Here is a 24,075-nt window from a genome sequence, read left to right as displayed (position 1 = left end):
GTGACGACCCGTCCACGAAGGGGTTGGAGATTTCCGTGAACCTCCCTGCCATGCACCCGCGTCCAGGTAACCTGCGCGCTGTTGCCGAGCAGATCGAACGCGCCACCAGTCTGCGCGTCGAAATCCTGGGGGGAAGTCTCGTGATGTCACCGACGCCCCGTGGCAAGCATGCGGGCACGATCCGCCGTGTGCGTCAGCAGCTCGAACCGCGCATGCCCGTGGGCTTCGCGTCGTACGAGGTGTCCTCCATACCGATGCCCGGCGACGCCGATGACTACTGCACCCCGGACCTGGTTGTCCTTCCGGAATCCTGGGACGAGGACGACGCGTGGCTGGCTGACCCGGCCGACGTCGAACTCGCAATAGAAGTGATCTCGAAGTCGGAGAAGGCCAAGCAGATCACCGACAAGACCGGCTGGTACAGCACGGCCGGAGTCCGGACGCTGCTGGTCCTCGACCCGCGGTTCGGCCGATGGTCACTGCACACACATCCGAAAGACGGTGTCTACCACGGTCTTCTGGACGGAACCTACAGCGACCCGGTGCCGCTACCCGACCCCTTCGGATTCGAGATCGACACCGGGTGCCTGCCGCTGTACGCGGACTAGTCGCGCGGGCCGTTCGGCTCGTCGTAGGAGGATGTGCCCTCGTCCAACAGGGGCTCTTCGACCTTGAAATGGGCCGGGGCGAACAAGCGCAGGGCGTGGTAGCCGGTGATGACGACCAGGGTGCCGAGCGCGATCCCGCTGAGGGTGAAGTTGTCGGTGAACTTCATGCTGACATTGCCGATGCCGATGATGAGACCGGCTGCCGCCGGAACCAGGTTGAGGGGGTTGCGCAGGTCGACCTTGGCATTGGTCCAGATCTGCGCGCCGAGCAGGCCGATCATGCCGTAGAGGATGACGGTGATGCCGCCCAGAACGCCGCCGGGGATGGCGGCGACGACCGCGCCGAACTTCGGGCAGAGGCCGAACAGCAGGGCGAAACCGGCTGCGGCCCAATAGGCGGCGGTCGAGTAGACGCGGGTGGCGGCCATGACGCCAATGTTCTCGGAGTAGGTGGTGTTGGGCGGGCCGCCGACCGCGGTGGAGAGCATCGAGGCCGCGCCGTCCGCCGCGATGGCGGTGCCCAGCTTGCCGTCCAGGGACGAGCCGGTGATCTCACCGACCGCCTTCACATGCCCGGCATTTTCGGCGACGAGCGCGATGACGACCGGCAGGGCGACCAGGATGGCCGACCATTCGAACGATGGTCCGTGCAGGGTGGGCAGACCGATCCAATCCGCCTGTCCCACACCGGAAAGATCCAGGCGCCAGTGATCGGTCACCGCGCCGCTGCCGTCGGCGGAGTGGATCTTGCCGAAGACCCGGTCGAACACCCAGGAGATGCCGTACCCGAAAACCAGTCCGAGGAAAATCGCGATGCGCGACCAGAATCCGCGCAGTCCGACCACGGCGAGACCGGTGAACAGCATGACCAGCAAGGCCGTCCACTGATCCTGCGGCCAATAGGTGGACGCGGTCACCGGCGCGAGATTGAACCCGATGAGCATGACCACCGCACCGGTGACCACCGGCGGCATGGCCGCGTGAATGATCCGCGCCCCGAACTTCTGCACGGCCAGGCCGATCAGGAACAGCGCCGCGCCGACCGCGAGGCACGCCCCGGTAACCGTCGCGCTACTGCCGCCCTGCGCCCGAATCACCGCCGCCACACCGACGAACGACAGCGAACACCCGAGATAGCTCGGCACCGCCCCGCGCGTGACCAACAGGAACAGGATCGTCGCGACCCCGGACATCATGATCGCCAGATTGGGATCCAGCCCCATCAGCACCGGCGCGACGAAACTGGCCCCGAACATGGCCACCACATGCTGCGCACCCAACCCCGCGGTGCGCGGCCACGACAACCGCTCATCCGGCTTCACCACAGCACCGGGCGCAGGCGTGCGCCCGTCACCGTGCAGCGTCCAGCGGACACCCAGATCCATATTCAGCCCGCTTTCTCCTGAGTCCGGGAAACGATCCCGCACATCGTAAAGCGGGCAAACCGACAGCTTCGCGCTCCACGCACCGCAGCGACCGAATCGAGCCCGCGGGCCTGCCCAGAGCATCCGGAGCCGCCGCGTGCGCGGCTGTGCGGTAGCTCAGCGGATGCCGTAACGGCGCTGGACGTCCGGCGGCAGGGCGTAGGGGTTCTCGTAGTCGGGGTCGTCGAACTCGTCGTAGGGTTCCGGCTTTCGGGGTGCGGCGGGAGCCGGTTCCGAGGCGGGCGGGGGTGCGGTCTCCTCCGTAAGCAACCGCCTGGTCAGCAAGGCCACGGTGGGGTCGTCGGCGAGTTCTCGCCGGAGGTCGGCGGCTTGGTCGGACGCGTGCCGGAGGGCTCGGGCGTGGGCCGCCGCGATGGCTTCGGCCAGTTGCGGGTGGCCGATGTCCAGGCCGGTGATCCGGCCGTCCGCGGTCACTTCGATGCGGACGCCCGGGACGGTGGCGTAGCCGCGGACCTGCTCGATGGCCTCCTGAACGGCTCGAGCTTTGCGGGCGACCTCTTCCAATCCACGTTCCATGGACATCGGAAAGTGGTTCGGATCAGGGGGTTACCCGGATTTGCTGCATCATGTCGTGGTCGGCGTGGTCGAGGTTGTGGCAGTGCCAGACGTAGCCGCGGATCTCCTCGTGGCCGGACCGCAGGTGCGATCCGTGGGAACCGGTGGGCGAGATGGCTTCCGCGCCTTCGGGGATGGGAATGGGGGCGTCGGGGTCGAAGCCGAGCTCATCGATGGACGGCCAGTGCACCATGATCCGGGTGATGGTGTCGGTCGGGCATTCCACGGTGTCCTTCCAGCCGACTTCCCACGGGGGCGGGCCCTGCTGGGGGCCGATGGCGTGGGCGTCGGCGGAGGGTGACCAGCGGATGCCGAAGGCAGGCGGGTAGTTGGCGAGCCAGTACGGGAGCGTGAGGATGGGCTGGCGGCCGATCACCCGCATGCGGGCCAGGTGGATGTGGATGGGGTGATCGAAAGGCGTGGTGTTGACCAGATCCCACTGTTCGACGGTGCCCGCGCGGGCCAGGTCCACATCGGTGCCGAGGAACGCCAGGTTGTTGAGGGCCATCATGGTGGGGAAGACCGCCGCCGAGCGGGAGTCGTCGTTCAGGCCGATGAGGGTCATGGTGCGGACGGATTCCGGAACAGCCATGGGAGGCAAGGCTTCCGGAAGGCCGGGGCCGCCGCGCAGAATCGGCGGGATCGCCGCGGGCGGGCCGTCGCCGGACACCGTGAAGCGCATGATGGTGCGGAGCTCCGGAGCCATGAAGACGGTGTTGCCGAGATCGTTCTTGGCGGTGTTGATCAGGTCGATCGCTGCGCCGTCGGGGAGACCGGTGAAATCCAGGAGCAGGTCGGCCCTTTCGCCGGGGCTGACCCGGATCGAGGGCGTGGGCACCGGGGCGTCCAGCAGACCGAGTTCGGTTCCGATGGCCCAGAACGGCATTCCGTTCGAAAGCTCGAAAATGTATGGGCGGGAATTGGATCCATTGAGGATGCGGAAACGGTAGACGGTGCGGCGCACCTCCAGGAACGGCCACACCTTGCCGTTGACGCAGCAGACGTCCCCGAGCTGCCCGGACTGGTTGTAGCCCTCGGGGATGTAGGTGCCGACCATGGGCTGCACGCTGCCGTCGGGGTTGAAGGTGCGGTCCTGCACCACCAGCGGGATCTCGAACTCCCCGGCGGGCAGTCCGAGCGGGTTGTCCTCCCGGCCGGTGTCGAATTCGTCCCGGACGTAATACATTCCGGCCAGCCCGGCTTGAATGTTCAGGCGGGTGATACCCATGACATGGTCGTGATACCAGAGCGTCGCGGCCTCTTGGCGATTCGTGAATTGGAAGACGGCACGACCGCCATTGCGCCACCCGATCAGCGGATGCCCGTCCGCCTCAGGGGAATTCGCGCCGCCGTGCAGGTGCACGGTGAAGCGCGGATCGGTGCGATCCAGTTCGGTGACGCCGTGCATGGTGAGATCGACGTGCGTGGGCAGCACGTGCGGGCCCAGCTCATTGCGAAAGCTCATCTGGGCGGAACGATCCCGCCAGGCTTCGAGGGTCGGCCCGAGCACCGGTCGATCGAAACCCCAGTTCCGGGTTTCCGGCAGATCGCGATGATAGCGGTGCATGCTCGACATCGCCGTCAATTCGCCTGCCGCCGGGCGTGTTTCGATCATCGGCAGCGGATCCACATACGGCTGCAAGGGCGGCGAATGATAGTTCAACGGCGTGAACGACGGCGCGGGCAGCGGCGGAATCGGCACCGGAGGCGGCGGCAGCGGAACAGGAGCGGCTCCGGCCTTCGCCGCGAAGCCGGCCACCGATACTCCGAGAGCACCCAGGAGGAACCCCCGTCTAGGCAGGTTGCCGCTCATGCCTGTCGATTCTCCACCCGGAATCCCCAGCAGCGGCCGCTCTCGATCGCTTTCGTTATGCAAACGACGGAAGCCACACACCCGATTCAGTGTGCGGCTCCCGTCAGCGACACCTCAGAGTCGTTCGATGATGGTGATGTTGGCGGTGCCGCCGCCTTCACAGATGGTGAGCAGGCCGTAGCGGCCGTTCACGCGCTCGAGTTCGTTGAGCAGGGAGGCGAACAGCTTCGCGCCGGTGGCACCCAGCGGGTGGCCGAGCGCGATCGCGCCGCCGTTCACATTGACCTTGGCCGGGTCGGCGCCGGTCTCCTTGATCCAGGCCAGCACGACGGACGCGAACGCCTCGTTGATCTCGATGACATCGATGTCGTCGATGGTCAGCCCGGTCTTCTCCAGCGCCCACTTGGTGGCCGGGATGGGCGCGGTGAGCATGTAGATCGGATCCGCGCCCCGGGCGCTCACATGCAGGATGCGGGCGCGCGGGGTGAGGCCGTATTCCTGGACCGCCCAGTCGGAGGCCAGCAGGGTGGCGCTGGCGCCGTCGGAGATCTGGCTGGCCAGGGCGGCGGTGATGCGGCTGCCCTCGGTGAGCGGCTGCAGGCCGGCCATCTTCTCCAGGGTGGTCTCGCGCGGGCCCTCGTCGATCCAGAAGTCGCCGACGGGGACGATCTCCCGGTCGAACTTGCCCTCCGCGATGGCCTTGCGCGCCCGGTCGTGCGAGCGCAGCGCCCACTCTTCCATGTCGCGGCGGGAGATGTCCCACTTCTCGGCGATCATCTGGGCCGAATTGAACTGCGACACTTCGGCGGTGCCGTAACGGTGGTCCCAGCCCTCGGCGCCCACGAACGGCGCGTCGAAGCCGTACTGCTGGCCGGCCAGCATGGCGGCCGAGATCGGGATGGCGCTCATGTTCTGCACGCCGCCCGCCACGATCACCTCGGCGGTGCCGGCCATGATGGCCTGCGCGCCGAAGTTGACGGCCTGCTGCGAGGATCCGCACTGCCGGTCGACGGTCACGCCGGGCACCGATTCCGGGTAGCCGGCCACCAGCCAGGCGGTGCGGGCGATGTTTCCGGCCTGCGGGCCGATGGTGTCGCAGCAGCCGAACACGACGTCGTCGACATGGCCGGGGTCGATCTTGTTGCGGCCCATGAGGCCCTTGAGCGCGGCCGCGCCGAGATCGGCCGGGTGCACCGAGGCGAGCGCCCCGCCGCGCTTGCCGACCGGGGTGCGCACGGCGTCGATGACATACGCCTCGCGCATGGGTGCGTACTGGCGGCGGGACGGTGCAGACATTCGAGAACTCCTACTGCTATGCGCGCGAATCGGGGTTGGTGAGCCCGTCGAGCACGATGGTGAGGTACTGCTTTGCGAGGCCGTCGACGGTGATGCGCCCGCCGCCGGGTTGGTACCAGCGCACCGACACCCAGACGGTGTCGCGCAGGAATCGGTAGGCCAGCTCGATATCGAGTTCGGGCCGGAAGCTGCCGTCTTCGACGCCCTTGCTCAGCACCTGATGCCAGAGCTCGCGGAATTCCTTGTTGTATTCCGCGATGTAGCCGAATCGCGGTGTGGCGCTGAGGCGTTTGGCTTCGGCCTGATAGATGGCGACGGCGGCGTGCGAGCGGTCGAAGGATTCGTAGGAGGCGATGACGAGGGCTTCGAGGGTGTCGCGGGCGCTCACGCCCGAGGAGACGATCTCGCGGTATCGGGCGAAAAGGTCATCGAGGAAGCCTCTGAGGATTTCGTCGACCATCGCTTCTTTGGAATCGAAGTGGTGGTACAGACTCCCCGATAGAATCCCCGCCGCATCGGCAATATCCCGGACCGTGGTGGCGCGCAGTCCGCGTTCGGCGAACAGGGTCGCAGCCAGGCCGAGCAGCTCGCTACGACGTGCTGACTTCGAAGAGTCTGGTTGGGTCACGAACCCAATATACAACCAAGCGTTTGCTTGGTCGAGCGGGGCCTCAACGAACCGAGTAGCGCAGCGGCGACGATACCGACAGGTCCGCGAGCAGCCGATCGCAGATGACGACGGGTGAGATTCCGGCCCTGGCCATGCGGGCCACCAGGGCCAATCGTCTTTCGGGCGAGTCCCATTCAACGGTCAGGGGGCCGCGGCCCGGCCCGGCGTCGACGGTCGCCATGACGCGGGGTGGGCTGCCGTCGCGCGCGGGTTCCTCGGCGATTTTGAGGACCATGCCGCGCTGCCAGGCGCGATAGGTCTCCATGTCCGCGCCGATCACCAATTTGTCGGTGGCGGCGCACAAGCCCTGGGCTATGCCGTCGGCGAAGGCGGCGCGGTCGTAGCGGAGTCCACGGCAGCGGCGCACCACCTCCAGGAGATCGGCGCGGACTTCGCAGAGCAGAGCGGTTTGTTTTCGGCGGCGGCGCTCGGCCTCGGAAATGCCGCGGCCGTGTTCCCGCGAGAGGCCGAGCCGGCGGGCACGGTCGCGATCGCGAATCATGTCGCTGCGCAACGCCGCTCGCGGATCGCGGACCACCTCGCCCTCGTCCACGGCGTGCTGTTCGAGTATCTGCGCCGCCCGCATGGCGGTGGCGCGCTCGGAATCATGATCCAGTAATTCCGCACCCAGCGTGAGTGCGGCCAGGACGACATTGTCGAGCCTGCGACGCGCCAGCACGACCTCGCGCACGAGCTCGAGTTCCAGTTCTTCGGGGACTTGTTCTTGTCGGCGTTCCGGACCCATGGGTCGCGCCCTTCGCTTTGCGGAACCGGCCTAACCCAGGATTGCACAACAAGGCCATACGCGCGCCAGCCATTTTCCGCCGCGAAGAATATGGGCGCCCCGGCGCCCCCCTCGGACCTCCCCTTTGACAGCGAAACGCCCGGATGATGCGGACACTCCGCATTCATCCGGGCGCGCGAATTACGCAGGGCCGATTTCGAAATCGGGCGAACGCCTTAAATCAGGCACGCTGACTCGAAATGGAAACCACTTCACCGGTCAGGTAGGTGGTGTAATCGCTCGCCAGCATGGCAATGGTGGCGGCCACCTCCCACGGTTCGGCGGCCCGGCCGAAGGCTTCACCGGCCGCGAGGCGGTCGAGCAGTTCACCCGAGGTGACCTTGTCGAGGAAGGCGTGCCGGGCAATGGACGGCGCGACCGCGTTGATGCGCACGCCGTACTCGGCGGCCTCCACGGCCGAGCAGCGCGTCAGCGCCATGACGCCCGCCTTGGCCGCGGCGTAGTGCGCCTGGCCGTGCTGGGCGCGCCAGCCGAGGACGCTGGCATTGTTGACGATCACGCCGCCGTGGCCCGCCTCGCGGAAGTACTTGAGCACGGCCCGGGTAGCCCGGAACGTGCCGTTCAAGGTGATGTCGAGAACCTTGTCCCACTGCTCGTCGGTCATGTCCACGACCGGCGTCTCGCCGCCCAGCCCGGCATTGTTGACCATGATGTCGATGCGGCCCATGAGCTGCGCGGCCTGCGCGATGAGCTGATCCACCTGCTCGGTGCTGCTCACATCGCAGGGCACGGAAGCGATTCGGCGGTCCGGGAATTCGGCTTTCAGCGCCTCCTCGGTCTCCTTCAGGCGACGCTCGTGCCAGTCGGAGACGAGGACATCCGCGCCCTCGGAGAGCAGGCGGCGCGCGGTGGCCGAGCCGATGCCGGTGCCCGCGGCGGCGGTCACCACGGCGACCTTGCCGGCGAGAAGGTTGTGGCCCGGGGTGATCTCGGGGGCGATGGACAGGTCACTCACGGGCGAGCCTCTCGGGGAAGTCCGAGCACGCGCTCGGAGATGATGTTGCGCTGCACTTCGTTCGAGCCGCCGTAGATGGTGTCGGCGCGGCTGAACAGGAAAAGCCGTTGCCAGGCATTGAGATCGTCGCCCGGGGCGTCGGCGATGAGGCCGGGTGCGCCGAGCACATCCATGGCCAGCTCGCCGAGTTCGCGATGCCAGTTGGCCCACAGCAGCTTGGTCACCGAGGCGGACCCGGCGGCGGTGCGGGCATCGACGGTGGCGCTGTCGTGGCCGTCCTCGAGGGTGCGCAGCACGTGGGCGCGCAGCACTCGCAACCCAACCCACATGCGGTCGAAACGGTCTGCGAGGACCGGGTTTTCGAGCGCGCCGTGCTTGCGCGCCAGGGCCTCCAGATCGGCGAGCTCACGCGCGTAGCGGATCTGCTGGCCGACGGTGGAGATGCCGCGTTCGAAGGTCAGCGTGCCCATGGCGACCTTCCAGCCGTCGCCGGGCTTGCCGACCACGAGATCGGCTGCGGTGCGGGCATTGTCGAAGAAGACCTCGTTGAATTCCGCGGTCCCGGTGAGCTGGATGATCGGGCGCACCTCGACGCCGGGCTGCTTCATCGGCACCAGCAGATAGGACAGGCCGTGGTGGCGGCTCGAGCCCTTCTCGGTGCGGGCGACCACGAAGCACCAGTCGGACAGATGGGCGAGGGAGGTCCAGATCTTCTGGCCGGAGATCGACCATTCGTCGCCGTCCAGGTACGCCGAGGTGGTGACGGCCGCGAGGTCCGAGCCGGCGCCGGGCTCCGAATAGCCTTGGCACCACAGCTCGGTCACGTTCTTGATGCCGGGCAGGAAGCGCTTCTTCTGCTCCTCGGTGCCGAAGGCCAGCACGGTCGGGCCGAGCAGTTCCTCACCCAGGTGCGAAACCCGGCTGGGCGCATCGGCCTTCGCGTATTCCTCGTGGAAGATGACCTGCTGCCGCAGCGTGGCGTCCCGGCCGCCCCATTCCTTGGGCCAGCCCAGGCAGGTCCAGCCCGCGGCGGCGAGGTGGCGGTCCCACTCGAGGCGTTCGTCGAAGGCCTCGTGCTCGCGGCCCGGACCGCCGAGTCCGCGCAGTTCACGGAACTCGCCGTTCAAGGTTTCGGCCAGCCATTCCCGCACGTCGGAGCGGAACTTCGCATCCTCGGCGGGGTTCGTCCCGCTAGCCGGTTCGGGGGTCTGGATCATGCTCACCTCCGTAGAGTAACCTACCAAGCACTTGCTTTGTTAGACCGTTCCCGGACGCTCGGAGACCCCGTGACATCCCCACCGCAGACCACACCGCTCGCGCTGCACGCCGCCGCGAACGCCTACGGTTCCGCACCAGCCGTGTCCGACGGTGCCGTCCAGCTGAGCTGGGCACAACTGCTCGACTCGGTCCGTGAGACTGCCCGCGTGCTCCTCGCCCAGGGCATCGAGCGCGGCGACCGGATCGGCATCTGGGCTCCCAATACGCACCACTGGATCACCGCCGCGCTGGCCACCCACTATGTGGGCGCGGTGATCGTGCCGCTCAACACGCGGTACGTCGCCGACGAGGCCGCCGATGTGCTGAAACGAGTCGACGCCCAGGCGCTGTTCATCGTGGGCAGCTTCCTGGGCCGCGACCGGCTGGCCGAATTGCGGGCCGACGCACCGGAACTCGCCATCGGAACGGTCATCGTCATTCCCGGTGACCGGGATGCGGCGGTCGAGGACGCCATCGCCTGGGATCAGCTGCCCAAGCTGGCCGAGGCCGTGAGTCTCGAGGACGCCATCGCGCGCGCGGAATCCGTTGCGCCCGACGATGTCTCCGACATCCTCTTCACCTCCGGGACCACCGGCCGCAGCAAGGGCGCGCTCATTCCGCACACGCGGGCGCTGACCAGCGCACGCGCCTGGTCGGACTGCGCCACGCTGCATCACGAGGACCGCTACCTCGTGGTGCCGCCGTTCTTCCACAGCTTCGGATACAAGGCGGGCATTCTCGCGTGCCTGGTCACCGGCGCGACCATCGTGCCGCAGGCCACCTTCGACGTGCCGGAGACCATGCGGCTGGTGCAGAGCGAGCGCATCACCGTGCTCACCGGGCCGCCGACCATCTTCCAGACCATCCTCGAACACCCGGCGCGGCAGGACGCGGACCTGTCCACGCTGCGGGTCGCGGTCACCGGCGCGGCCACCGTGCCCGTGGTGCTCATCGAGCGCATGCGCAGCGAGCTGGATTTCGACGTGGTGCTGACCGCGTACGGGCAGACCGAATCCGGCGGCTTCGGCACCATGTGCCGGCCCGAGGACTCCGCCGAGACCATTGCCAATACCTGCGGCCGGGCCATCGACGGGTTCGAGACCAAGCTGGCCGACAATGGCGAACTGCTGCTGCGCAGTTCGCAGATCATGCTCGGGTACCTGGACGATCCGGCTGCCACCGCCGCCACCATCGATCCGGACGGCTGGCTGCACACCGGCGATGTGGCGGTGATCGACGAGCGCGGGTACATCAAGATCACCGACCGGCTCAAGGACATGTACATCTCCGGCGGGTTCAATGTGTACCCGGCCGAGGTGGAACAGGCCCTCGCGCGGTTGCAGGGCGTCGCGGAGAGCGCGGTCATCGGTGTGCCGGACGAGCGCATGGGCGAGGTCGGCAAGGCCTACGTCGTGCTCAAGCCCGGCGCGGCGCTGACCACCGAAGATGTTGTGGCGCATGCCAAGAAGCTGCTCGCCAACTACAAGGTGCCGCGGTTCGTGGAGTTCCGTGACGCACTGCCGTACAGCGCCGCCGGGAAGGTTCTGAAGCGGCAACTACGTGAGGAGAAGGCGTGAGTGCTTCTGAAAAAGGAAGTGTGACACCGGAACTCGGGGCCATCCCGGACGAGGGCGAGGTCGTCCTCTACGAGAAGCGCGGGCCGATCGCCATCGTCACGCTGAACCGGCCGGACTACCGCAACGCGCAGAACTCGGTCATGACCTACGCGCTCGATGCCGCGTTCACCCGCGCCGTCGAGGACGCCGAGGTGAAGGTCATCGTATTGGGCGGGGCCGGAAAGCATTTCAGCGCCGGGCACGATATCGGCACGCCGGGCCGCGACCACCACATCTCGTACGAGAACAAGGCCGCGCTGTGGTGGGACCACGTGGACCGGCCCGGCGGCGATCAGCGCTTCGCCCGCGAGTCCGAGGTGTACCTGGGCATGTGCCGGCGCTGGCGGGAGATCCCCAAGCCGACCATCGCCATGGTGCAGGGCGCGTGCATCGCCGGCGCTCTGATGCTGGCCTGGTCCTGCGACATGATCGTGGCGTCCGAGGACGCGTTCTTCTCCGATCCCGTTGTGCGGATGGGCATTCCGGGCGTCGAATACTTCGCGCACCCGTGGGTGCTGGGACCGCGCCGCGCCAAGGAGATCCTGTTCACCGGTGACCGCTTCACCGCCGCCCAGGCGTACGAGTGGGGCATGGTGAATCGCGTCGTGGCGCGGGAGAACCTGGAGACCGAGACCTTCGCGCTGGCCGAGAAGATCTCGGCCATGCCGCAATTCGGGCTGGCGCTGACCAAGAAGGCCGTCAACCAGTGCGAGGACCTCATGGGCATGCGCGCGGGCATGGACTCGGTGTTCGGGCTGCATCACTTCGCGCACGCGCACAATGCCGAGGTCGGCGCGGACTCGCTGGGCGGGATGAACGCCAAGTCCATGAAGGCCACCGCCACCACCTCCACTCAGCAGAACGGGGCCTAGTCAGTGGATCTCGAATTCGACAGCAAGACCGAGGAATTCCGCAAGGAAGTCCGGGAGTTCCTGGCCGCCAATGTGCCCGCCGCTCCCCTGCCGTCCATGGACACCAAGGAGGGCTTCGAGGCCCACCGGGCGTGGGAGGCCAAGCTGGCCGACGCCCGGTTGTCCTGTGTGGCATGGCCTTCCGAGTACGGCGGCCGCGACGCCTCGCTGACCGAATGGGTCATCTTCGAGGAGGAGTACTACGCGGCCGGTGCGCCCGGACGCGTCTCGCAGAACGGCATCTTCCTGCTCGCGCCGACGCTGTTCGAGCACGGCTCACCCGAGCAGCTGGCCCGGATTCTGCCGAGAATGGCTCGCGCCGACGACATCTGGGCGCAGGCCTGGTCGGAGCCGGAGGCCGGAAGCGACCTGGCCGGCATCCGATCCACCGCCAAGCGCACCGAGGGCGGGTGGATTCTCAACGGGCAGAAGACCTGGAGTTCGCGGGCCTCGTACGCGGACTGGGGATTCGGCCTGTTCCGCAGCGACCCGGAGGCCGAACGGCATCGCGGGCTCACCTACCTGATGTTCCCGCTCACCGCGGAAGGGATTACGGTACGGCCGATTCCGCAGCTGGACGGCGAACCCGGGTTCGCGGAGATCTTCCTCGACAATGTGTTCGTACCGGACGCCGATGTGATCGGCGAGGCCAACAATGGCTGGAAGGTCGCCATGGCGACCTCCAGCAATGAGCGCGGCCTGTCGCTGCGCAGCCCCGGCCGGTTCAATGCCACCGCCGCCAAACTCATCGACCTGTGGCGCACCGTGGGTTCCGAGTCCGACACCGCTGCTCGCGACCGCGTCGTGGACGCCTGGGTCGGCGCGGAGGCGTACCGGCTCAACACCTGGGCCACCGTCACCCGCCTCGCCGACGGCGGGCAGCTGGGCGCGGAATCCTCGGTGAACAAGGTCTTCTGGTCGGAACTCGACATCGCCATGCACGAGACCGCGCTCGACCTGCACGGCGCCGCCGCCGAACAGGAATCGGCCTGGACCGACGGCTACCTGTTCTCCCTCGCCGGCCCGATCTACGCGGGCACCAACGAGATTCAGCGCAATATCATCGCCGAACGCCTGCTCGGCCTGCCGCGATAACCCCACGGAGGACGACATGCGATTCGCATTGACCGCAGAACAGCACGACTTCGCCGCCAGCCTGCGCAAGATCGGCGAGGCCGGCAAGACGCCCGGCATCGTGCGCGCCTGGGGCGCAGGCGATTCCGCCGCCGGGCGAACCCTGATCGGCCAGCTGGCCGAAGCGGGCGCGCTGGGCCTGACCATCACCGAGGACAATGGCGGCTTCGGCGCCGGACCGGTGGACCTGATCGTGGCCTTCACCGAGATCGGCCGCGCCGCCGTGCCCGGCCCGCTGGTGGAGACCGCCGCCGCGATTCCCGCCCTGCTGCAAGCACTTCCGGATTCGGCGCTGGCCGCCGAGCAGCTGCCGGAGCTCGCCGAGGGCGCGAAGCTGGCCACCATCGCCCTGCCCGGTTCCGCGGCGGATTCGCTCGCCCTGGATGCCGATATCGCCGACCTCGTGCTCATCGCCGACGGCGACCGGCTCTCGCTCGCGGTCGTGGACGAGCAGGTGAAGTCCATCGACGCCGCCCGCCGCCTGTTCGCGGTGCACCCCGGCGACGTGCTCGCCGAGGGCGCGGGCGTCCGGGAAGCCGTCGAAACCGCCTTCGACACAGGCGCTCTCGCCGCCGCGGCCCAGCTGCTCGGTGCGGGCCGCGCCCTGCTCGACACCTCCGTCGAGTACGTGAAGCAGCGCCAGCAGTTCGGCACGCCGATCGGCCGCTACCAGGCCATCAAGCACCACCTGGCCAATGCCCTCATCGGCCTGGAGATGGCGCAGCCCCTGCTCTACCGCGCCGCCCTCACCCTGCAGGACGGCGCCGACGCGACGGTCCGCGCCCGCGACATCTCCGCCGCCAAGCTGGCCGCGGGCGAAGCCGCCTACCAGGCCGCCCGCATCGCCCTCCAGGTGCACGGCGCCATCGGCTACACCGCCGAATGCGACCTGTCGCTGTGGCTGACCAAGGTCACCGCCCTCCGGAGCGCCTGGGGCACACCGGATCTGCACCGCGCCCGCATCGCCGCCGCCCTGCGCGCCGACACCGCGGCATGACTTTCGAGACGATCGGAGCCGACGCATGAGCATCACCGCCGAACAGCAGGAACTCGCGACCACCGTGCGCGCCGTGCTGGCCAAGCACGGGGACAGTGCGGCCATGCGGCGCGGGCTCGAAGGTGAGCGCGGATACGACGAGCAACTGTGGGCGCTGCTGTGCGAGCAGGTCGGCGTTGCGGCGCTGGCCATTCCGGAGGAGTTCGGCGGCGTCGGGGTCGGGCTGGTCGAATCGCTGCTGGTGGTGGAGGAACTCGGCCGCACGCTGGCCGCGCCGCCCATGCTCGGCTCCGCGGTCCTGGGCGTTCAGGCGCTGCTGCTGGCCGGGAACAGCGCGGCCAATGAGCGGCTGCTGCCCGAAATCGCCGAGGGTGCAAGCACTCTCGCGGTGTGCTGGGCCGGGGTGAGCGGCTGGGATTCCTTCGGGGTGCGCGTCGAGAATGGAACCCTGTCCGGCACCGCGCATTACGTGCTGGACGGCACCTACGCGGACACGCTCCTGGTGGTGACCGAGGACGGCCTGTACGAGGTGGCCGGTGACGCCGCCGGTGTCAGCCGGACGGCCGTGCCGCCCATGGATCCGACCCGTCGCCTGACCACCATCGATTTCGACTCGGTTTCCGGGCAGCACGTCGGCGCGCTCGACATCGCGCGCCTGCGCGAAATCGCCTGGGCCGCAGTGGCCGCCGAGCAGCTCGGCGCGGCCGAGCGCTGCCTCGACCTGACCGTGGAATACAGCAAGTCCCGCGTGCAGTTCGGTCGCCCGATCGGCAGCTTCCAGGCCCTCAAGCACCGCATGGCCGACATGTACGTGCTGGTGGAATCCGCGCGTTCGCTTGTCTACCTGGCTGTTTCGGGCCTGGCCGACGGCACCGCCGAAGCGATCGACGTCGCCGCGGCCCGCCTGCACGCCATCGACACCTTCAACAAGGTCGTCTCCGAGACGGTCCAGATGCACGGCGGCATCGCCATCACCTGGGAGCACGACGCGCACCTGTTCTTCAAGCGCGCCCACGGCGACGCCCAGCTGTTCGGCACCCCGGCCCATCCGCTGGCCCGGCCCGCCTGACCCGAAGACACGAAGCGGCCCGTGTGCGTTCAGCACACGGGCCGCTTTCGTCGTGTCAGTGGTGCAGCACCTCGACCTCGCGCACCGGAGGCTTGCGGCCGAGCTTGGCGCGCAACGGGTACAGGGCCGCGACGAAGAGCAGGCTCACCGTGGAGGCGATGAGCTGGTTGCGCTGATCGGGGTTGCGGGCCATGGCGATGAAGACCACGCCGATGGTGGCGACCACGAGCCAGCTCAGGTACGGGTAACCCCACATGCGGTAGGTGAGGGCCGACGGGTCCTCGCGGCGCAGGCGAGCACGCAGGCGGATCTGGGAGAACATGATCGCCACGTAGACGAAGGCCAGGATCACGCCGATGGAGTTCACCAGGAAGGTGAAGACCTTGTCCGGCGAGATGTAGGACGCGATGACCGCGCCCCAGGCGGCGACCGTGCCCAGCAGGACCGCGCGCGCCGGGACGCCGCGCTTGTTCAGTTTCACCAGGGAGGCCGGGGCGTCACCGTCGCGGGTGAGGACGTAGAGCATGCGGGAGGAGACGTAGATGGCCGAGTTCAGCACGGACAGGACCGCGGTCAGAATGACGACCTGCATGATCGTGCCCGCGGCGGGGATGCCGATGCGGTCGAGGGTGCTGACGAACGGGCTGGTCAGCACCTTGGCGTCATTCCACGGCAGGATCGTCACGACCAGGAAGATCGAGGCCACGTAGAAGATGCCGACCCGCCACAGCACATTGTTGGTGGCGCGGGCGACCTCGCGTCCGGGCTCCTTGGATTCGGCGGCGGCCATGGACACGATCTCGGTGCCGCCGAAGGCGAACATGACCACGACGATGGCGGAGAAGACCCCGGCGATGCCATTGGGGGCGAAGCCGCCGTGGTCGGTGAGATTGTGGAAGCCGGCGTCGGCGTCGGGCCACAGGCCGAAGACCCAGGCCAGGCCGACCGCCAGGAACAGGACGATGGCCACGACCTTGATCGAGGCGAACCAGAATTCGAATTCGCCGAAGGATTTGACCGAGACCAGGTTCACCGCCGTCATGATGATCAGCAGTCCGGCCGAGAGCACCCACTGGTCGAGGTCGATCCACTGGCTCAGAATGGCCGCGCCGGCAACGGCTTCCGCGCCGACCAACACCACGTAGAGGTACCAGTACAGCCAGCCGACGGTGAAGCCCGCGAACGGGCCCATGGCCATGCGCGCGTATTCGGCCAGCGATCCGGCGACCGGGCGGGCCACCACCATCTCACCGAGGGCGCGCAGCACGCACAGCACGAGCAATCCGGCGGCGGCGTAGGAGAGGATGGCCGCGGGCCCGGCGGTCTGAATGACCGAGCCGCTGCCGACGAACAGACCGGCCCCGATCGCACCGCCGATGGCGATCATCGTCATATGACGGCGGCGCAGTCCGGTCCGCAGACCCTGCTGCTCGCCTTCCCGCACGGCGGTGTTGCTCTCCGGCATGTCGTCCTCACTGATTGCCACAATGTTGCGCCAACACCATAACGTTCCTGGTCATGCGCCCAGAAACCGAGGTGTGAGCTGGATCGCGAGGCCCCGGCGTACCGTCGGAAGGTATGAGCGAGACGCATCCCGTCCCCGTCCGCGTCGAACCCTGCGCCAAGCGCGTTCGCACCTATCTCGGCGGGCATCTGGTCGCCGACACCTCCCGGCCCGTGCTGGTGTGGGAGCACCCCTACTACCCCACGTATTACCTGCCCGCCGCGGATCTCACCGCCAAACTCGAACCGTCCGGCAGGACGCACAAATCCGAGACTCGCGGCGACGGCACGGAATTCGATGTGCTGGTGGACAATTCGACCGCTTTCGGGGCCGCCGTACGCTTCCTGGACTCCCCCGTCGCCGAGCTCCGCGATCTGGTGCGCATCGAATTCGACGCCATGGACCAGTGGTTCGAGGAGGACGAGCCCATCTACGTGCATCCGCGCGACCCGTACAGCCGGGTGGACATCCTGGCCAGTTCCCGGCACATTCGCGTCGAGATCGACGGTGTCACGGTGGCGGATTCGCACAAGCCGACGATCCTGTTCGAAACCGGCCTGCCCGCACGGTATTACCTGCCGCTCACCGATGTGCGCATGGATCTGCTGCGGCACTCCGACACCAGCTCGCAATGCCCGTACAAGGGCACCGCCGCGTACTGGCACGTGCGCATCGGCGAGGACGAATACCGCGACATCGTCTGGACATACCGGACCCCGCTGCCCGAAAGCCAGAAGGTTGCGGGCCTGGCCTGCTTCTACAACGAGAAGGTCGACATCTACATCGACGGTGAACCGGTTCCGCGCCCCAAGTCCAAATTCAGCTAGGGCGACGAAACCTACAGCGCCAGCATCTCGTCCACCAGCCGGGGCAGCGCCTCGCCGATGGGGTCGCGCACAATCTCGTCGGCGTACTCGTCGTAGGGGGTGGGCTCGGCGTTCACGATGACCAGGTGCGCCCCGGCGTCCACCGCGACCGCGCACATGGAGGCCGCCGGTTCCACCTGGAGCGAACTGCCCACGGCCATGAAGATCTCACTGGATTCGGCGATCTCCACGGCGGCCCGAATGGATGCCGCGTCCATCTGCTGACCGAACATGATGGTGGCGGCCTTCAGAATCCCCCCGCAGGCCGGACAGGCCGGATCGGGCTCACCGGCCGCGACCCGGTCCAGAGCGGCCCGCATGGTGGTCCCGAAATCGCAGTCGATACAAACGACTTCGAACATATTGCCGTGGATCTCCACCACCGTCTTCGACCCCGCCCGCTGATGCAGCCGGTCGATGTTCTGCGTGATGATCCCGACCGCACGCCCCGCGTCGGCGAGCCGCACCAGCGCCTCGTGCGCGGCATTCGGCCGCGCCTGCCAAGCCGGATTGTCGCGCCGCGCCAGCCACGCGCGCACACGTAGCTCCGGGTCGGCGACATAGTTCTGATAGGTCGACAGCAGTTCGGCGATCGGGTCCCTGGTCCAGACACCCCGTGGCCCGCGAAAATCAGGGATGCCCGAGTCGGTGGAAATGCCCGCCCCGGTGAGAACTCCGATCGGCCCACTGCTCTCTCGCCAGTCCATTCACCCGAGCGTAGGCCGGAGATCGACCGCAAGCCAGGGTGCAGGCACCCATATCGACCTTCGGACACCTGGGGCCTCCGAGGACCTTCCACATGCTTGCGTTCCGCACGGCATCCCCCTGCGGCCTCGAGATGCGGCGACCGCGCCGGGCCCATACGTTGGGCTCGTGATCGATGAAAGACCCGAGCTGGCCGCGGAATTGGATCTGCTACCGCATCCGGAGGGCGGCTGGTATCGCGAAACCTGGCGCAGTGCGGTGGAATTCGAGCCGCCCGGCTACCAGGGCAAGCGCGCGAGCGCGACGGCCATCTACTTTCTGCTGCTGCCGGGTGAGACGTCCGCGCCGCACACGGTGGCCTCGGACGAGATCTGGTTCTGGCATCAGGGCGGTCCCCTGCTGCTGAACATCGGGGGTGAGGAGATCGTCCTCGGACCCGATGTGGCGCAGGGGCATCGCCCGCAGGCGGTGGTCCCCGGCGGGGTTTCCCAGGCCGCCCGCCCGGCGGGCGACGAACACGTGCTGGTGAGCTGTGTGGTCGCGCCGGGCTTCGACTTCGCGGACTTCCGTCTCGACTAGTCGTCGATTTCGAGCAGACCCTCGGCGATCGCGTGATCGATGGTCTTCTCGAGGTTGGGGCAGGTGTCGGGCTTGCCGAAAACCGGTCCGGCGGCGGCCATCTCGCGGAAAACCGGGCAGTGGTCGGCCGGGTTGACCGTCCACTGCATGGTCCGCTGATGGCTGCTGTGCTTGCGCACCAGCACCTCGGTGCCGCAGGTGCGGCAGCCGAGCGGCGTGAAGCCCGACTCCATGTAGTGCTGTTTGTCGAGAACAGTCTGGGCGCGCACTTCCTCGCGCCGCTCGGGACGGTCCGCGAAATCCGGTGCCTTCGCCCAGCTGGTCATCAGACTCCCGCCTCCTGTGATTCGGCCGCTTGCGCCGCTTCCGCCTCGCGCTTCCTGCGCAGGTTCTCCGCCACCTCAGCTTCCCAGGCGACATTGGCCTTGGAGGTGTCGACCTCGAATTCGAAGCGCTGCTGCGACTTCGGGTCCACATCGGCGACGTCCACGTAGAACTGCTCGTACCAGCGGCGCAGCTGGTAGACGGGGCCGTCCTCCTCGGTGAGCAGCGGATTCTCGATCTTGGACTTGTGCTTCCAGATCTCGACGTCCTGCAGGAAGCCCTCGCTGACACCGTCGGTCATCTTGCGGGCGAACTTCTCGGCCTGCGAATCCGGCAGTCCCTTGGGCTTTTCCAGCGTGACGCCCCACATGAGCATGAACGAGTCCTGCGTCACCGGGTAGTGGCAGTTGATCAGCGTGGTGCGCACCTCGTAGCCGTTGTAGATGTTCAACAGCGGGTTGATCATGTACGACGGTCCGAAGTACGACGCCTCCGACTCGAGCAGCGTGTCCACCCCGGACTTGGCGGCCATGCCCATGTCGGGCCGGCTCTTGCTCTTGAGGTACTGGGTGGCGACATGACCTTCGAAGACGTTCTTGAAGAACGTCGGGAAGGCGTAGTGGATATAGAAGAAGTGCGCCATATCCACGACGTTGTCGATGATCTCGCGGCAGTTGGCGCCCTCGATCAGCATGGAGTGCCAGGTCCAGTCGGTCCAGCCGTCGCTGATGGTCTCGAGGTTGTTGCCGTCCGCGTCGACGAACGCCCCATCGATGTAGGGGATGGTGACATCGTCCGGCGGCGGGTTGCCCTCGTGGTCGTGCCAGACGAACAGCTGTCCGTTGCGCTCCAGCGTCTGCCATGCGCGCGTGCGGGCGAGCGGCGGCACGCGTCGCGCGTAGGGGATCTGCTTGCACTTGCCGTCGCCGCCCCAGCGCCAGTCGTGGAAGGGGCAGGCGACCTCGTCGCCCTTGATCTCGCCCATGGACAGGTCGCCGCCGAGGTGCCGGCAGTACCCGTCCAGAACCTTGAGATCGCCCTTGCTGTCGGCGAATACGACCAGCTTGGTGCCGAAAGCGTTGACCGCGTGCGGCTTACCGTCACGGAAGTCGCGCGCGACGCCCAGGCAGTGCCAGCCCCGGGCATAGCGGGTGGGTGTGCTGCCCACGTCGATCTCGCGGACCTTCCCGCGGGGCCCTTGAGGGGTAGTCGCCATCGTTTCCATCCTCCTTCGGATTACTAGAACACGTTACAAAATGACGCGACAAGACGCCAGCGATTCACCCAACTACCAGGATGGGGGCAGTTCCCGCTGGGAATGAACCGGATTCTCGACAGGAATAAGAACGTGTTCTACTCTCAGGTGCAAACGAGAACCGCATCCCGATCGGAGCACCTGGCGAGATGACGCAAGAAGTAGTTGAGCGGGTCGAGGCGCTGCTGCCCACACTGCGCGAACGCGCGCAAGAGGCGGAGGATCTGCGCAAACTCCCCGAGGAGTCCGTCAAGGACCTGCAGGAGACCGGATTCTTCAAGCTGCTGCAGCCGCGCCAGTGGGGCGGCTACGCCGGCGACCCCGTCGTCTTCTACGACACCGTCCGCAAGATCGCCTCCGCCTGCGGCTCCACCGGCTGGGTGTCCGGCATCGTGGGCGTGCACAACTGGCACCTCGCGCTGTTCGATCAGCGTGCGCAGGAAGAGGTCTGGGGCGAGGACACCGATGTGCGCATCTCGTCCTCCTACGCGCCCATGGGCGCCGGTGTGCTCACCGAGGACAAGAGCGGCTACATCGTCAACGGCGCGTGGGCCTGGTCCTCGGGCTCCGATCACTGCGACTGGGTGGTCGTGGGCGGCCCGGTCATCAAGGACGGCAAGCCGGTCGACTTCGGCTCCTTCCTGATCCCCCGGACCGAATACGCCATCGACGACGTGTGGCACGTGGTCGGCCTGCGCGGCACCGGCTCCAACACCATCAAGGTGAAGGACGTCTTCGTGCCCCGGCACCGGTTCCTCAGCTTCCGCGCCATGAGCGAACTGAGCGCGCCCGGCCTGGAGCAGAACACCGACCCGGTGTACAAGATGCCCTGGGGCACAATCCATCCCACCACCATCTCCACCCCGATCGTGGGCATGGCCTACGGCGCGTACGAAGCCCACGTCGAGCACCAGGGCAAGCGCCTGCGCGCCGCCTACGCCGGCGAGAAGGCCAAGGACGACCCGTTCGGCAAGGTGCGCATCGCCGAGGCCGCCTCCGACATCGACGCCGCCTGGCGGCAGCTGTCGGGCAATGTGGCCGACGAATACGCCCTGCTGGTGGCGGGCAAGGAAGTTCCGTTCGACCTGCGCGCCAGCGCCCGCCGCGACCAGGTGCGCGCCACCGGCCGCGCCGTCGCCTCCATCGACCGGCTGTTCGAGGCTTCCGGTGCCACCGCGCTCGCCAATGGCACTCCGCTGCAGCGGTTCTGGCGCGACGCGCACGCGGGCCGGGTGCACGCGGCCAACGACGCCGAGCGCGCCTACGTCATGTACGGCACGCACGCCTTCGGGCTGCCCGTCACCGACACGATGGTGTAATCCGTGACCGCCGTAGAGGAAATCACGTTCGAGTCCACCTCGAAGTACGCGCAGGTCCGCGAGGATCTGAAGCTGCACTACCACGAGGCCGGCGTCGGCAACGGGCCCACCATCGTGCTGCTGCACGGCGGCGGGCCGGGCGCCTCGTCGTGGTCGAACTTCGCCAAGAACATTCCGGTGCTGGCCAACGACTTTCACGTCATCGCCGTCGACCAGCCCGGATTCGGATTGTCGGACAAGCCGATCGACCACCCGCAGTACTTCGTGCACGCGTCATCGGCGCTGAAGGACCTGCTGGACACCCTCGGCATCACCGAACGCGTTCACCTGCTGGGCAATTCGCTCGGCGGCGGCACCGCCACCCGGTTCGCGCTCGACTACCCGGATCGCGCCGGGAAGCTCGTGCTCATGGGTCCGGGCGGGTTGAGCACCAACCTGTTCGCGCCGGACCCGACCGAGGGCGTGAAACTGCTGTCCAAGTTCAACTTCGCACCCACGAAGGAGAACCTGGAGGCGTTCCTGCGGATCATGGTGTTCGACCAGTCGCTCATCACGCCGGAACTCGTCGAGGAGCGCTTCTCCTCCGCGTCCACGCCGGAAGCGCTGGCCGCCACCCGCGCCATGGGAAAGTCCTTCGCCGGACCGGATTTCGCCAAGGGCATGATCTGGCGCGACGCCTACAAGCTGCGGCAGCCTGTACTCATGATCTGGGGCCGTGAAGACCGGGTGAACCCGATCGACGGCGCGCTCGTAGCACTGAAGATGGTGCCGCGGGTCCAGCTGCATGTGTTCGGCGGCTGCGGGCACTGGGCGCAGCTGGAGAAGTTCCACGAATTCAACCGCCTGGCAACGGACTTCCTGCTCGGCGTCAAGGAGAAGTGAGCATGGGTATTCGTTCCCTCGGGTACATGCGCATCGAGGCCACCGATATGGCGGCCTGGCGCGAATACGGCCTGAAGGTGCTCGGCATGATGGAGGGTGACGGTCCCAACAAGGATCACCTCTACCTGCGCATGGACGAGTTCTCCGCCCGCCTGGTGATCGTACCCGGCGAGAAGGACCGGCTACAGGTCTCCGGCTGGGAGGTCGCGGACGCGCCTGCGCTGCAAGAGCTTCGGGAGACGCTCGCGACGCACGGCGTGCCCTTCAAGGAGGGCACCAAGGAGGAGCTCGCCGAGCGCCGCGTCGAAGGCATGATCAGCTTCGAGGACCCGTCCGGCAACACCCTCGAAGCCTTCTACGGCATGCAGTACCTGGCGCGCCGCTTCGTCAGCCCGTACGGCCACAAGTTCGTGACCGCCGAGCAGGGCCTCGGCCACGTGGTCCTCACCTGCAACGACGATGCCGCCGCGCAGGAGTTCTACCAGGGCGTGCTCGGCTTCCGGCTGCGCGACTCCATGCGGCTGCCCCCGCAGATCGTGGGCCGGCCCGCCGACGGCGACCCGGCCTGGCTGCGCTTCTACGGCTGCAACCCGCGCCATCACGCGCTGGCGTTCCTGCCGCTGCCGAATCCGACCGGCATCGTGCACCTCATGGTCGAGGTGGAGAACTCCGACGACGTCGGCCTCTGCCTGGATCGCGCCAACCGCAAGAAGGTCAAGATGTCGGCCACCCTCGGCCGCCACATCAACGACAAGATGCTGTCCTTCTACATGAAGACGCCGGGCGGATTCGACATCGAATTCGGTTGCGAGGGACTGGAAGTCGAAGACCACTCGTGGATCGCGCGGGAATCCACCGCCGTGTCCCTGTGGGGCCACGACTTCACCGTCGGCTTCAAGTGACCATGGGGGCGAACGCTATGACCACGACCGACCCGGTGATCGACCCCCGCGCATTCCGCAATGTGCTGGGCAGCTTCTGCACCGGCATCACCGTCATCACCACCTTCGACGAGGATGCAGCGCCGATCGGCTTCGCCTGCCAGTCGTTCGCCGCCCTCTCCCTCGACCCGCCGCTCATCCTCTTCTGCCCGACCAAGGAATCCCGTTCCTGGGCGGCGATCGAGAAGAACGGCAGCTTCTGCGTGAACGTCCTCGCAGAAGAGCAGCAGCCCGTGTGTGCCCGCTTCGGCTCCCGCGAACCCGACAAGTTCGGCGGAATCGACTGGCACACCTCGGAATTGAACCTCCCGATCCTCGACGGCGCCCTGGCCACACTCCAGTGCACAGTGGCCAACGTCGTCGACGGCGGCGACCACTACATAGTGATCGGCCGAGTCCAGGCCCTGTCGGAGTCCACCGGCTCCGACAGGCCCCTGCTCTTCTACCGGGGGCAGTACACCGCCATCGAACCGAAGAAGTCGACCCCCGCGCCCTGGCGTGCGGACCTGGAACACTTCCTCACCACCACGACGCTCGATACCTGGTTGTAGCCACCAGGTTTCGAGTCC

General features: G+C 67.4%; 24 protein-coding genes. 12 read left to right on the top strand and 12 right to left on the bottom strand.

Features of this window, described 5'->3' with window-relative positions:
- Positions 1–50: 50 nt before the first annotated feature.
- On the top strand, positions 51–608 hold the full coding sequence (locus H0264_RS03960; protein WP_181582700.1) for a Uma2 family endonuclease: 558 nt from the start codon (positions 51–53) through the stop codon (positions 606–608).
- On the opposite strand, the gene H0264_RS03955 is transcribed toward H0264_RS03960, so the two are convergent.
- From H0264_RS03955 to H0264_RS03920, 8 genes are all read right to left on the bottom strand, one after another.
- On the bottom strand, positions 605–1,993 hold the full coding sequence (locus H0264_RS03955) for a uracil-xanthine permease family protein (protein WP_181582699.1): 1,389 nt from the start codon (positions 1,991–1,993) through the stop codon (positions 605–607). The two genes, H0264_RS03960 and H0264_RS03955, sit on opposite strands and share 4 nt — an antisense overlap.
- Before the next feature lie 156 nt (positions 1,994–2,149).
- Positions 2,150–2,575 carry a hypothetical protein gene (locus tag H0264_RS03950; RefSeq protein ID WP_181582698.1) on the bottom strand — a complete coding sequence of 142 codons (426 nt, stop codon included), beginning with the start codon at positions 2,573–2,575 and terminating at the stop codon, positions 2,150–2,152.
- Between the two features lie 16 nt (positions 2,576–2,591).
- Positions 2,592–4,367, bottom strand: a complete 1,776-nt coding sequence (locus tag H0264_RS03945; RefSeq protein ID WP_181582697.1) for a multicopper oxidase family protein — start codon at positions 4,365–4,367, stop codon at positions 2,592–2,594.
- A gap of 168 nt (positions 4,368–4,535) precedes the next feature.
- Entirely contained in the window at positions 4,536–5,684 is a 1,149-nt protein-coding gene (locus tag H0264_RS03940) for an acetyl-CoA C-acetyltransferase (protein WP_181585278.1), read from the bottom strand.
- Between the two features lie 49 nt (positions 5,685–5,733).
- The gene (locus H0264_RS03935) at positions 5,734–6,345 is read right to left on the bottom strand and encodes a TetR/AcrR family transcriptional regulator (RefSeq protein ID WP_181582696.1); all 612 of its coding nucleotides are present in this window, start codon (positions 6,343–6,345) and stop codon (positions 5,734–5,736) included.
- Positions 6,346–6,388: 43 nt separating this feature from the next.
- A complete protein-coding gene (locus tag H0264_RS03930) occupies positions 6,389–7,132 on the bottom strand; it encodes a hypothetical protein (RefSeq protein ID WP_181582695.1) in 744 nt (247 codons plus the stop codon).
- Between the two features lie 220 nt (positions 7,133–7,352).
- Positions 7,353–8,147, bottom strand: coding sequence for an SDR family oxidoreductase (locus H0264_RS03925; RefSeq protein WP_181582694.1), 795 nt, complete (start codon positions 8,145–8,147; stop codon positions 7,353–7,355).
- Entirely contained in the window at positions 8,144–9,364 is a 1,221-nt protein-coding gene (locus H0264_RS03920; protein WP_181585277.1) for an acyl-CoA dehydrogenase family protein, read from the bottom strand. The genes H0264_RS03925 and H0264_RS03920 overlap by 4 nt, the downstream gene beginning before the upstream one ends.
- A gap of 69 nt (positions 9,365–9,433) precedes the next feature.
- On the opposite strand from H0264_RS03920, the gene H0264_RS03915 reads away from it, so the two are divergent.
- From H0264_RS03915 to H0264_RS03895, 5 genes are read left to right on the top strand one after another with little or no spacing between them, the layout of a single operon-like run.
- On the top strand, positions 9,434–10,981 hold the full coding sequence (locus H0264_RS03915) for a FadD3 family acyl-CoA ligase (RefSeq protein WP_181582693.1): 1,548 nt from the start codon (positions 9,434–9,436) through the stop codon (positions 10,979–10,981).
- Complete coding sequence (locus tag H0264_RS03910; protein ID WP_231083948.1) at positions 10,978–11,892, top strand: enoyl-CoA hydratase; 915 nt, start codon at positions 10,978–10,980, stop codon at positions 11,890–11,892. Before H0264_RS03915 ends, H0264_RS03910 begins: the two co-directional genes overlap by 4 nt.
- A 3-nt stretch (positions 11,893–11,895) precedes the next feature.
- Positions 11,896–13,026, top strand: coding sequence for an acyl-CoA dehydrogenase family protein (locus tag H0264_RS03905; protein ID WP_181582692.1), 1,131 nt, complete (start codon positions 11,896–11,898; stop codon positions 13,024–13,026).
- A gap of 16 nt (positions 13,027–13,042) precedes the next feature.
- Positions 13,043–14,062, top strand: a complete 1,020-nt coding sequence (locus tag H0264_RS03900; RefSeq protein ID WP_181582691.1) for an acyl-CoA dehydrogenase family protein — start codon at positions 13,043–13,045, stop codon at positions 14,060–14,062.
- Positions 14,063–14,087: 25 nt separating this feature from the next.
- Positions 14,088–15,131 carry an acyl-CoA dehydrogenase family protein gene (locus tag H0264_RS03895; protein ID WP_181582690.1) on the top strand — a complete coding sequence of 348 codons (1,044 nt, stop codon included), beginning with the start codon at positions 14,088–14,090 and terminating at the stop codon, positions 15,129–15,131.
- A 55-nt stretch (positions 15,132–15,186) separates the two neighbouring features.
- Here the strand turns inward: H0264_RS03895 and H0264_RS03890 are convergent, their stop codons facing one another.
- Entirely contained in the window at positions 15,187–16,596 is a 1,410-nt protein-coding gene (locus tag H0264_RS03890; RefSeq protein ID WP_220139941.1) for an amino acid permease, read from the bottom strand.
- A 113-nt stretch (positions 16,597–16,709) separates the two neighbouring features.
- On the opposite strand from H0264_RS03890, the gene H0264_RS03885 reads away from it, so the two are divergent.
- Complete coding sequence (locus H0264_RS03885) at positions 16,710–17,462, top strand: DUF427 domain-containing protein (RefSeq protein WP_181582689.1); 753 nt, start codon at positions 16,710–16,712, stop codon at positions 17,460–17,462.
- An 11-nt stretch (positions 17,463–17,473) separates the two neighbouring features.
- Here the strand turns inward: H0264_RS03885 and H0264_RS03880 are convergent, their stop codons facing one another.
- Positions 17,474–18,208, bottom strand: a complete 735-nt coding sequence (locus H0264_RS03880) for an SIR2 family NAD-dependent protein deacylase (protein WP_181582688.1) — start codon at positions 18,206–18,208, stop codon at positions 17,474–17,476.
- Between the two features lie 166 nt (positions 18,209–18,374).
- Between H0264_RS03880 and H0264_RS03875 the strand changes: the two genes are divergently transcribed.
- The gene (locus H0264_RS03875) at positions 18,375–18,785 is read left to right on the top strand and encodes a cupin domain-containing protein (RefSeq protein WP_181582687.1); all 411 of its coding nucleotides are present in this window, start codon (positions 18,375–18,377) and stop codon (positions 18,783–18,785) included.
- Here the strand turns inward: H0264_RS03875 and H0264_RS03870 are convergent.
- Positions 18,782–19,111: a hypothetical protein gene (locus H0264_RS03870; RefSeq protein ID WP_181582686.1), complete on the bottom strand. Its 330-nt coding sequence runs from the start codon at positions 19,109–19,111 to the stop codon at positions 18,782–18,784. The two genes, H0264_RS03875 and H0264_RS03870, sit on opposite strands and share 4 nt — an antisense overlap.
- Complete coding sequence (locus H0264_RS03865) at positions 19,111–20,325, bottom strand: 3-ketosteroid-9-alpha-monooxygenase, oxygenase component (RefSeq protein ID WP_181582685.1); 1,215 nt, start codon at positions 20,323–20,325, stop codon at positions 19,111–19,113. The genes H0264_RS03870 and H0264_RS03865 overlap by 1 nt, the downstream gene beginning before the upstream one ends.
- A gap of 188 nt (positions 20,326–20,513) precedes the next feature.
- Between H0264_RS03865 and hsaA the strand changes: the two genes are divergently transcribed.
- Genes hsaA through hsaB form a run of 4 tightly spaced genes read left to right on the top strand, consistent with a single transcriptional unit; the run spans position 20,514 to position 24,057 of the window.
- On the top strand, positions 20,514–21,683 hold the full coding sequence (hsaA, locus tag H0264_RS03860; protein WP_181582684.1) for a 3-hydroxy-9,10-secoandrosta-1,3,5(10)-triene-9,17-dione monooxygenase oxygenase subunit: 1,170 nt from the start codon (positions 20,514–20,516) through the stop codon (positions 21,681–21,683).
- A 3-nt stretch (positions 21,684–21,686) separates the two neighbouring features.
- Positions 21,687–22,565: a 4,5:9,10-diseco-3-hydroxy-5,9,17-trioxoandrosta-1(10),2-diene-4-oate hydrolase gene (hsaD, locus tag H0264_RS03855; protein WP_181582683.1), complete on the top strand. Its 879-nt coding sequence runs from the start codon at positions 21,687–21,689 to the stop codon at positions 22,563–22,565.
- A 2-nt stretch (positions 22,566–22,567) separates the two neighbouring features.
- Positions 22,568–23,467 carry an iron-dependent extradiol dioxygenase HsaC gene (gene hsaC / locus H0264_RS03850; protein ID WP_181582682.1) on the top strand — a complete coding sequence of 300 codons (900 nt, stop codon included), beginning with the start codon at positions 22,568–22,570 and terminating at the stop codon, positions 23,465–23,467.
- 17 nt (positions 23,468–23,484) lie between these two features.
- Entirely contained in the window at positions 23,485–24,057 is a 573-nt protein-coding gene (hsaB, locus tag H0264_RS03845; RefSeq protein WP_181582681.1) for a 3-hydroxy-9,10-secoandrosta-1,3,5(10)-triene-9,17-dione monooxygenase reductase subunit, read from the top strand.
- The last annotated feature ends 18 nt before the right edge of the window (positions 24,058–24,075 follow it).

The sequence above is a fragment of the Nocardia huaxiensis genome, assembly GCF_013744875.1.
In the GTDB taxonomy this organism is placed as follows: Bacteria; Actinomycetota; Actinomycetes; order Mycobacteriales; family Mycobacteriaceae; genus Nocardia; species Nocardia huaxiensis.
This window is presented reverse-complemented; position numbering and strand designations above follow the sequence as displayed.

Bases quoted from the DNA above. Each gene is read 5' to 3' on its own strand.
- hsaA (WP_181582684.1), top strand. From the start codon at position 20,514: ATGACGCAAGAAGTAGTTGAGCGGGTCGAGGCGCTGCTGCCCACACTG.
- hsaC (WP_181582682.1), top strand. From the start codon at position 22,568: ATGGGTATTCGTTCCCTCGGGTACATGCGCATCGAGGCCACCGATATG.
- H0264_RS03895 (WP_181582690.1), top strand. From the start codon at position 14,088: ATGAGCATCACCGCCGAACAGCAGGAACTCGCGACCACCGTGCGCGCC.
- H0264_RS03940 (WP_181585278.1), bottom strand. From the start codon at position 5,684: ATGCGCGAGGCGTATGTCATCGACGCCGTGCGCACCCCGGTCGGCAAG.
- H0264_RS03960 (WP_181582700.1), top strand. From the start codon at position 51: ATGCACCCGCGTCCAGGTAACCTGCGCGCTGTTGCCGAGCAGATCGAA.
- H0264_RS03865 (WP_181582685.1), bottom strand. From the start codon at position 20,325: ATGGCGACTACCCCTCAAGGGCCCCGCGGGAAGGTCCGCGAGATCGAC.
- H0264_RS03890 (WP_220139941.1), bottom strand. From the start codon at position 16,596: ATGCCGGAGAGCAACACCGCCGTGCGGGAAGGCGAGCAGCAGGGTCTG.
- H0264_RS03920 (WP_181585277.1), bottom strand. From the start codon at position 9,364: ATGATCCAGACCCCCGAACCGGCTAGCGGGACGAACCCCGCCGAGGAT.
- H0264_RS03880 (WP_181582688.1), bottom strand. From the start codon at position 18,208: ATGGACTGGCGAGAGAGCAGTGGGCCGATCGGAGTTCTCACCGGGGCG.
- H0264_RS03955 (WP_181582699.1), bottom strand. From the start codon at position 1,993: ATGGATCTGGGTGTCCGCTGGACGCTGCACGGTGACGGGCGCACGCCT.
- H0264_RS03870 (WP_181582686.1), bottom strand. From the start codon at position 19,111: ATGACCAGCTGGGCGAAGGCACCGGATTTCGCGGACCGTCCCGAGCGG.
- H0264_RS03950 (WP_181582698.1), bottom strand. From the start codon at position 2,575: ATGTCCATGGAACGTGGATTGGAAGAGGTCGCCCGCAAAGCTCGAGCC.
- hsaB (WP_181582681.1), top strand. From the start codon at position 23,485: ATGACCACGACCGACCCGGTGATCGACCCCCGCGCATTCCGCAATGTG.
- H0264_RS03885 (WP_181582689.1), top strand. From the start codon at position 16,710: ATGAGCGAGACGCATCCCGTCCCCGTCCGCGTCGAACCCTGCGCCAAG.
- H0264_RS03900 (WP_181582691.1), top strand. From the start codon at position 13,043: ATGCGATTCGCATTGACCGCAGAACAGCACGACTTCGCCGCCAGCCTG.
- H0264_RS03930 (WP_181582695.1), bottom strand. From the start codon at position 7,132: ATGGGTCCGGAACGCCGACAAGAACAAGTCCCCGAAGAACTGGAACTC.